The sequence below is a fragment of the Nocardioides sp. P4_G4 genome (assembly GCF_056401085.1).
This window is the reverse complement of the sequence record NZ_JBFUKA010000066.1, coordinates 36,338-43,609: the sequence shown is the minus strand read 5'-3', so window position 1 is coordinate 43,609 and position 7,272 is coordinate 36,338. Positions and strand designations below refer to the sequence as shown.

General features: G+C 73.5%; 8 protein-coding genes. 3 read left to right on the top strand and 5 right to left on the bottom strand.

The genetic code is table 11. From position 1 onward, the window contains the following. From AC1DQF_RS15590 to AC1DQF_RS15580, 3 genes are all read left to right on the top strand, one after another. Nucleotides 1-3,265: M6 family metalloprotease domain-containing protein (locus AC1DQF_RS15590; RefSeq protein ID WP_477526134.1), on the top strand; the 3,265-nt coding region annotated here is incomplete at its 5' end. A gap of 61 nt (nucleotides 3,266-3,326) precedes the next feature. Then, nucleotides 3,327-3,701 (top strand): MmcQ/YjbR family DNA-binding protein, encoded by a 375-nt coding sequence (locus AC1DQF_RS15585; protein WP_477526133.1) that lies wholly within the window; start codon nucleotides 3,327-3,329, stop codon nucleotides 3,699-3,701. Beyond that, nucleotides 3,698-4,201, top strand: a complete 504-nt coding sequence (locus tag AC1DQF_RS15580; protein ID WP_477526132.1) for a hypothetical protein — start codon at nucleotides 3,698-3,700, stop codon at nucleotides 4,199-4,201. The genes AC1DQF_RS15585 and AC1DQF_RS15580 overlap by 4 nt, the downstream gene beginning before the upstream one ends. A gap of 35 nt (nucleotides 4,202-4,236) precedes the next feature. On the opposite strand, the gene AC1DQF_RS15575 is transcribed toward AC1DQF_RS15580, so the two are convergent. The 5 genes from AC1DQF_RS15575 to AC1DQF_RS15555 form a co-directional block, all read right to left on the bottom strand. Continuing rightward, nucleotides 4,237-4,695, bottom strand: coding sequence for a VOC family protein (locus AC1DQF_RS15575; RefSeq protein WP_477526131.1), 459 nt, complete (start codon nucleotides 4,693-4,695; stop codon nucleotides 4,237-4,239). Between the two features lie 10 nt (nucleotides 4,696-4,705). Continuing rightward, nucleotides 4,706-5,152 (bottom strand): helix-turn-helix domain-containing protein, encoded by a 447-nt coding sequence (locus AC1DQF_RS15570; protein WP_477526130.1) that lies wholly within the window; start codon nucleotides 5,150-5,152, stop codon nucleotides 4,706-4,708. A 129-nt stretch (nucleotides 5,153-5,281) separates the two neighbouring features. Next, on the bottom strand, nucleotides 5,282-5,833 hold the full coding sequence (locus tag AC1DQF_RS15565; RefSeq protein WP_477526129.1) for a protein-L-isoaspartate O-methyltransferase family protein: 552 nt from the start codon (nucleotides 5,831-5,833) through the stop codon (nucleotides 5,282-5,284). An 87-nt stretch (nucleotides 5,834-5,920) separates the two neighbouring features. Further along, nucleotides 5,921-6,628 (bottom strand): hypothetical protein, encoded by a 708-nt coding sequence (locus AC1DQF_RS15560; RefSeq protein ID WP_477526128.1) that lies wholly within the window; start codon nucleotides 6,626-6,628, stop codon nucleotides 5,921-5,923. Further along, nucleotides 6,625-7,263, bottom strand: a complete 639-nt coding sequence (locus AC1DQF_RS15555; RefSeq protein ID WP_477526127.1) for an RNA polymerase sigma factor — start codon at nucleotides 7,261-7,263, stop codon at nucleotides 6,625-6,627. Before AC1DQF_RS15555 ends, AC1DQF_RS15560 begins: the two co-directional genes overlap by 4 nt. Between the last annotated feature and the right edge of the window lie 9 nt (nucleotides 7,264-7,272).

Sequence of the window (7,272 nt, the reverse complement as noted above, 5' to 3'; positions counted from 1 at the left end):
GCCCGACGGGGACCGCATCGTGGTCCGGCAGTGGGGCGACGAGTGGTACAGCGGCCTCGAGAGCGCCTCCGGCCACACGCTCGTGCGGCGCGCCGACGGGTTCTGGGTCTACGCCCGCCAGCGCGCCGACGGCACCCTCACCGCGAGCCCGCTCGTGGCCGGACGCGACGACCCGACCGGGCCACGGCACCTCCGCGACGAGGTGGTGGCCGGTCGGGCGCTGGAGCAGCGCTCCGTCGGCCGCACCGGTCCCGACCGGGGCACCCGTGTCGAGGAGGGGGTCGCGCGCCTGCGCAGCCGAGCGTCGCTCGCGTCGTCCGGTGACCCGGAGGATGCGGCCCCCACCCCCTCGCCCGCGCCCGTCGTCGGCTCCGCGCCCTCCCTCGTCATCCTGGCGCAGTTCACCGACCGGCCCTCCCTGGGCACGACGCCGGCGCAGTGGAGCAACCGGTTCTTCGGGGCGGGCAGGAGCGTGCGCGACTACTTCGAGAAGGCGTCGTACGGCGACTTCACCCTCACCCCGGCCGGCGAGACCAGCGGCGCCCCGAACGACGGGGTGGTCGGGTGGGTGAGCCTGGACATGCCCAACCCGGGGTGGGTCGGCGACAAGTACGGCAACGACGTGGCGACCCGCAAGGCGATCATCGCCGCGGACCCCTTCGTCGACTACGCGGCCTACGACACCGACGGCAACGGGGTGATCCGCAACGACGAGCTCCACATCACGGTGGTGGCGGCCGGCTTCGATGCGAGCTACGGCAGCACCGACCCGGAGCACAACGTGTGGGCGCATCGCAGCTACCTCATCGGCGAGGACATCCCCCGGGTGGACGGGACCTGGGTCGGCGGGTGGGGCTACACCCAGTTCGGCGAGATGCATGCTCGCCCCGCCGACCCGACGCACCAGACCCACCAGGCGACGGTCGGCATCATCGTGCACGAGCTGAGCCACGACCTGGAGCTGCCCGACCTCTACGACTACGACTACGACTCCGAGGCGGTCGGGGACTGGAGCCTGATGGCTGCCGGGGAGTGGACCCGGGTCCCCTCCGACACCTGGTTCGGGGAGACCCCCGTGCTCCTCGACGCGTGGTCGCGGGCGACCCTGGGCTGGATCACGCCCACGCGCATCACCGGCTCCTCGACCCGCACGATCAGCGCGGCGGCGAGTGGGACCGCCACCACGACGGCCGTGCAGCTCGGGCAGAACCCCTTCGGGTTCGACTGGTCCGGCTCGGATCCCGGAGGGGGCGAGTACTTCCTCGTCGAGAACCGCCAGCGGACCCCGGGCTCGTACGACGAGGCACTGCCCGGCGACGGGTTGCTCGTCCTGCACGTCGACGAGAGCAACGACACCAACCACACGACCGGGTCCCGGCTCGTGGACGTCGTGGAGGCCGACGGGCTCGACCAGCTGGACGGCATCGGCAACGAGGGTGACGCCGGCGACCTCTTCCCGGGCAGCGCCGGCAAGCGCCAGCTCGGCCCGGCGACCGTGCCCAGCACGGCGTACAACGACGGGTCGGCCAGTGGCGCGGCGATCAGCGCCATCGGCGACCCGGGAGCGTCGATGACCGCCACCTTCACCGGCCCGGCCGACGCGGCCCCGCGCAACGACCAGTTCGCCGCAGCCGCGGTGGCCGGCCCGGGTCGGTGGGGACACCGGACGGACCTCACGCTGGCGACCGTCGAGGCGGCGGAGACGGCCCAGCCGGGCTGCCCACTGGGGCGGACCGTCTGGTACCGGTTCACGCCGCCGCGCGACATGATGATCTCCGCTCACACCTACGGCAGCACCGCCGACACGGTGCTCAACATGTGGCGCGGCACGACGCTCGGCGGCCTGGCCCCGATGGGGTGCAACGACGACTACGGCACGAACCGCTACTCCTACCTGGTCGACCGGCTCGTGCAGGGTGGCCAGACCTACTACTTCCAGGTGGGCGGGTACTACGACGGCACGAACGTGTCGGCGGGCGAGCTGTCGTTCACCGTCGACACGTGGCCGTTGAACGACTACTTCCCCGACGCCGTCCAGCTGACCGGTGCCGAGGGGACGGTCGCCGGCAACGACGAGTACTCGACGCAGGAGGGCGGCGAGCCGAGGCACGTGGGCAGGATCTTCACCGGGTCGGTCTGGTACCGCTGGTCGGCCCCCGCCTCGGGCCAGGTCTCCTTCGACACCCTGGACCAGGGCGGGGACACGGTGCTCGCGGCGTACACCGGGACCGGTGTCTCCGCGCTGACGCACGTCGCGAGCAACAACGACGTGGTGCCGGGTGCCACCCTGCGGAGTCGGATCCAGTTCCAGGCGGTCGCCGGGACCGAGTACCGGATCGCCGTGGGCCACGTGGCCGAGGGCGCCGAGCGCGGCGGACCGTTCACGCTGCGGTGGCACCAGCCGATCCTGCGCGGGGCGACCGGCGTGTCGGCGGTGGCAGGTGACCGGTCGGCGGCGGTCTCGTGGGCCGCCCCTGCCCCGGTGGCAGGTGTCGACGTCACCGGTTATCGGGTGGTGGCCTCGGACGGCGTCAGCGGCTGCACCACGAGCGGCGCCACGTCCTGTGTCGTGGCCGGCCTCACCAACGGACAGCCGTACACCTTCATCGTCACCGCCCTCACGACGTACGGCGAGGGCCCCGCCTCGGCGCCCAGTGGTGCTGTGGTCCCGGTGGGCCCGGCGACCCCCCCGAGTCCGACGGCGGCCCCGACGCTCGGGCCGGTCATCGCGGGCGAGCCGAGGTTCGGAAACCCGCTCGCGGTGGCCCCCGGAACCTGGCCGGGCGTCACCTCCCTGAGCTATGCGTGGAACCGGAGCGGCACCCCGATCCCGGGGGCGACCACGGCCGGGTACACACCGGTCGCGGCCGACGTCGGCCACCTCCTCACCGTGACCGTGTCGGGGAGCGGGCCGGGACTCACGCCCGGTACCGCGACGACTCCCGCCCGTGTGGTGGCGAAGGCGGCTCCCACCCTCCGCGAGCCTGCGGCCACCACGAAGAAGCGGGCCAAGGGTGTCCGTCAGGGACGGTCGATCGTGCTGACGTTCGACGTCGGACCCTGGGCCGACGGAGGCAAGGTCACGGCCGTGCTGGCGGGCAAGCGGCGCGGCACCGCCACGGTCGCTGCCGGATCTGTCGTGATCAGGGTGTCGACCAAGCGGATCTCGACCGGACGCCGCCCACTGGTGCTGCGGTACTCGGGGACCGCCGTGGCCCTGCCGGTCGACCGGACAGTGAGGCTGCGCGTGCGTCCGGCGCGTTGAGGAGGGTGCCCCGGGTCGGTGGGGGCGTCGCGCCGTCGGTGGCGGGTCCTAGCCTGTCCCCGTGGCTCTCGCCGACCGTCCCCTCGTGCCCGAGGAGTGGGTGCTGCGCATCGACGCCGTCCTCGGGCGACTGCCGCAGTGCCGGCAGGAGGCCGCGTGGACGGGCACCCGGTGGCGGGTCGGGAGCGCGACGGTCGCCCACGTGTTCGGGGGTGAGGACCAGCTCTTCCGGATCGTCTTCCGGGGCGAGCCCGACGAGGTGGCGGCGTTCGAGCACCTCGGCGACCCGTACTTCCGCTCGGGTTGGGGCAACAACACGATCGGGTTGCTGCTCGACGAGGGCACCGACTGGGAGGAGCTGGCCGAGCTGCTGACCGACTCCTACTGCCTCCAGGCTCCGGCCCGCCTGGCCGACCAGGTCGCGAGGCCGCAGTGAGCGACCCCCGGCCCGGGTTCGAGGAGGTGTCTCCACGAGGCAGCTGGCTGGCCGGCTGGGGCTGGGCGCTCGCGGTCGGCCTGGTGATGGGCCTGATGATCTTCCTCGGGCCCGCGGACGATCGTGCCCACATGCTGGGAGGCACGACGCGGACCGACACCACCGTGGTCGACGCCCGGTTGGAGAGCGGCTGCGACTCCGGCCAGCGGGCGGTCTACCGGCTCGGCTGGCTGGACGACACGGGAGTCGGTCACCTCAGCACGTTCCGGCGGTGCGGTCCGGTGCGCCACGAGGTCGGCGACCACGTCCGGATGTGGGTCTCGCCCGATCGGGACAAGGCGTGGGAGGAGGGTCCGCGCGAGCTGTGGGCGTGGGCGCTGGTGGGCGTGCCCGCCCTGGGCCTGCTGGCCGCCGGCCTGCACGTGTGGCGTCGCCGCCTGGCGATGCGCCAGCTCGCCCGGGCCAGGGACCGCCGGCGGGCCCGTTCGACCGGCGGCTGAGCGGCGCCCGCGTCCGACGGCCGGCGCGCCGACCGTCAGGCCTTCGCCGCGTCGTACCGCTCCTGGATGACCTCCTGAGGGGCCTCGTTGGGCTGGCTGATGCGGATGTGGTTGCCGAAGGGGTCGCGGATGCCGAAGTCGACGCCGTACGGCTGCTCGACCGGCTCCTGGGCGATCTCGACACCGGCGTCGCGGAGGGCGGCGTACGTCGCGTGGACGTCGTCGCTGACGAGGAACAGGCCGCCGAGCGCGCCCTTGGTGACGAGCTCGCGGACCTGGCCGGCGGTGTCCTCGTCGTGCTGGGGTCCGCCGACGAGCTCGAGGAGGAGCTGCTCGCCACCCGGCAGCGCGACGGTCAGCCAGCGCATGAAGCCGAGGTCGATGTCGTCCCTGACCTCGAAGCCGAGGTGGGTGGAGTAGAAGTCCAGCGCCTCGTCCTGGTCGAGGACGGGGAGGGACTTGATGCGGACAGAGGTGATGTGGTTGGTGGTCATGACGACGACGTTAGTCAGCGTCGGGGCAGGTCCGCTTCTCCGAAACCGCTGTCCCTGATGCGCTCTCGCGCGGGCGGGTCCACGCCGCGATGAAGCACGACGGCACGTGCACCGGCTCGTGCTTCGCGCGGAACTCCGACGGTGAGCACCCCACGACCGTGGAGAAGGTCCGGCTGAAGGTGCCCAGGCTGGCGAACCCGACGTCCCACGCCACCTCCGTCACCGGCCGGTCGGTCTGGCGCAGCAGCGTCATCGCCCGCTCGACCCGACGGCGCTGGAGGTAGCGGTGCGGCGTCTCGCCGTACACCTCCTTGAAGACCCGTCCGAACTGCGACCCCGAGAGGTGCGCGATCGCCGCGAGGGTCGGTACGTCGAGGGGCTCGGCGTAGCGCCGGTCCATCTCGTCCCGGGCGCGCAGCATCCGCCGGTTGACGTCCTCGCGGGGGCTCAGCTGCACGGGACGAACCTACTGCTGCGGAAACGAGACACAGCCGAGGCAGTTCGTCGCGGGTCGGCGGGCGCGCAGGCGGGAAGGGCGACGCACGCCGGCGAACTGCCTTCGTCGTGCACGCCGGACGGCGAGGCCTCAGCGCAGCGGCACGAAACGGTAGGCACCGTGCTCGGTGACCGCCGGTCCGGGCATGACGACGAGCGTCATCCATCCGGCCACCGGGACCACCATCCGACCGGTGGGTCCGAGCTGCCGCACCAGCTCGTCCGGCAGGGAGCGGGGCTCCGCCGAGACCAGGATCCGGTCGTACGGCGCGTGGTCCGGGTCGCCGAGGACGCCCGGCGTGGCCTGCTCGATCCGCGCCCAGGGCTGGTGGGTGGGCGCCAGGCGGGTCGAGCCGAAGGCGACCAGCTCGGGCTCGAGCTCGACACCGATGACCTCGCCGGTGGGACCGACCAGGTGGGCGAGCAGGGCCGTGGTCCAGCCCGACCCGGACCCGACGTCGAGGACGCGGTCGCCGGGTCGTACGTCGAGCAGCCGCAGCATGGCGTCGACCGTGCGCGGTTGCGAATTCGTCTGGCCTGCGGCGATCGCCAGGGGGCCGTCGTGGGCGGCCCGCCGGCGTACGGATGCCGGCAAGAATCCCGCCCGGGGGTGGGCGGCGAAGGCTGCCTCGACGGCGTCCATGTCTCCGAGTCTGGCCCGGACGGCACGAGACGGCCACCCCTGGGGGGAGGGGGTGGCCGTCTCGGCCCGGGGGGAGGAGAAAGGTCTCTAGTGCCGGCCGGTGCTCTCCGGCTTGCCGGGCTCGGAAGGCTTGCCCGTGTGCGAAGGCTTGCCCGGGGTCTGGGGAGTGCTGGCCTCGGGGGCCTGGCCCTGGCCCGTCGCGGAGGGGACAGCCGTGGGTTTGCCGGTGGCAGCCTGGGTGGGCTTGGTGGCGGGCTTCCCGGTGGCAGCCTGAGTGGGCTTGGTGGCGGGCTTGCCGGTGGCGGCCTGGGTGGGCTTGGCGCTCGGCTTCCCGGTGGCCGCTTGCGACGTGGGTGAAGCACCGACCGTGAGTGATCCACCAACCGGCCCCGTCGGCGACGCCGGGGGCTGGGTGACCGTCTGGGTGACCCGCTCCGACGGGTGCCGCGACGGCTGTTCCGACGCCTGGCCCGCCTGGCCCGGCAGGTCCGGCAGGTCGGGGAGTCGCCCGGTCGCGGCCAGCGCGAAGCCGCCCGAGGTCAGGGCCACCACGAGCCCGGTGGCCATGACGGCCCCCAGCGCGGCCGACCGGGACCCGGGGCGCGAGCCCGCGCGGGGCGCAGGGGCGAGACGGGCGGCACGGAGCTGCGCGATCGTCGCGTCCTCGCGGAGCAGCTCAGCCGTGGTGCCCGGAGCGCACAGGGCCTGCAGCGCGTGACCGACCGGGTGGTCGGACTCGGCCGGCGCATCGATGATGCGGTCGGCGTCGCGGCGGGACAGGTCTGGGGTGCTCATCTCGGACCCTCAGCGTCAAGGACCGGCGAAGTGTCACGGCCTGACGAGAAGTTCTTCGACGGCTCCGGCTCGAGCTGCCGGGCGAGGGCCCGCAGGCCACGGTGGGTGGCGCTGCGCACCGCACCCGGCCGCTTCCCCAGGATGCGGGCGGCGGTGGGGGCGTCGAAGCCCAGGACGGTCCGCAGCATGATCGCCTCGGCCTGGTCGACGGGCAGCCCGGCGACCCGGGACAGCGCGGCCTCGGTGCCGAGGGCGGCGACGACGGTGGCCTCCACGTCCGCCTCGGCGGGCCGGTCCAGGAGGTAGTCCAGCTCGACGTCGGCGCGGGGCTGGCGCTGACGCCGGCGCAGGTGGTCGAGTGCCCGGTTGCGTCCGATGGTGGTGAGCCAGCCCCGGAAGCCGTCGGCCCCGCCACTGAACCGGTCGAGGTCCCGGAACGCCTGGGCCCATGCCTCGCTGGCCACGTCCTCGGCGTCGTCCGGACCGACGACGACCGTCAGGTAGCGCAGCAGCGGCGGGTGGACCTGCCGGTAGACCGTCCGCAGTGACGCCCCGTCACCGGCGAGCATCGACGCCACGCACTCGTCGAGGGGGTCGGGCACCTGCGGACCGGTGGCAGGGTCGAACAAGGGCACGAGGAACGG

Excerpts from the sequence above, each read along its gene's own strand:
- AC1DQF_RS15575 (WP_477526131.1), bottom strand. The coding sequence starts at position 4,695 with ATGACCACCAACCACATCACCTCTGTCCGCATCAAGTCCCTCCCCGTC.
- AC1DQF_RS15565 (WP_477526129.1), bottom strand. The coding sequence starts at position 5,833 with ATGGACGCCGTCGAGGCAGCCTTCGCCGCCCACCCCCGGGCGGGATTC.
- AC1DQF_RS15560 (WP_477526128.1), bottom strand. The coding sequence starts at position 6,628 with ATGAGCACCCCAGACCTGTCCCGCCGCGACGCCGACCGCATCATCGAT.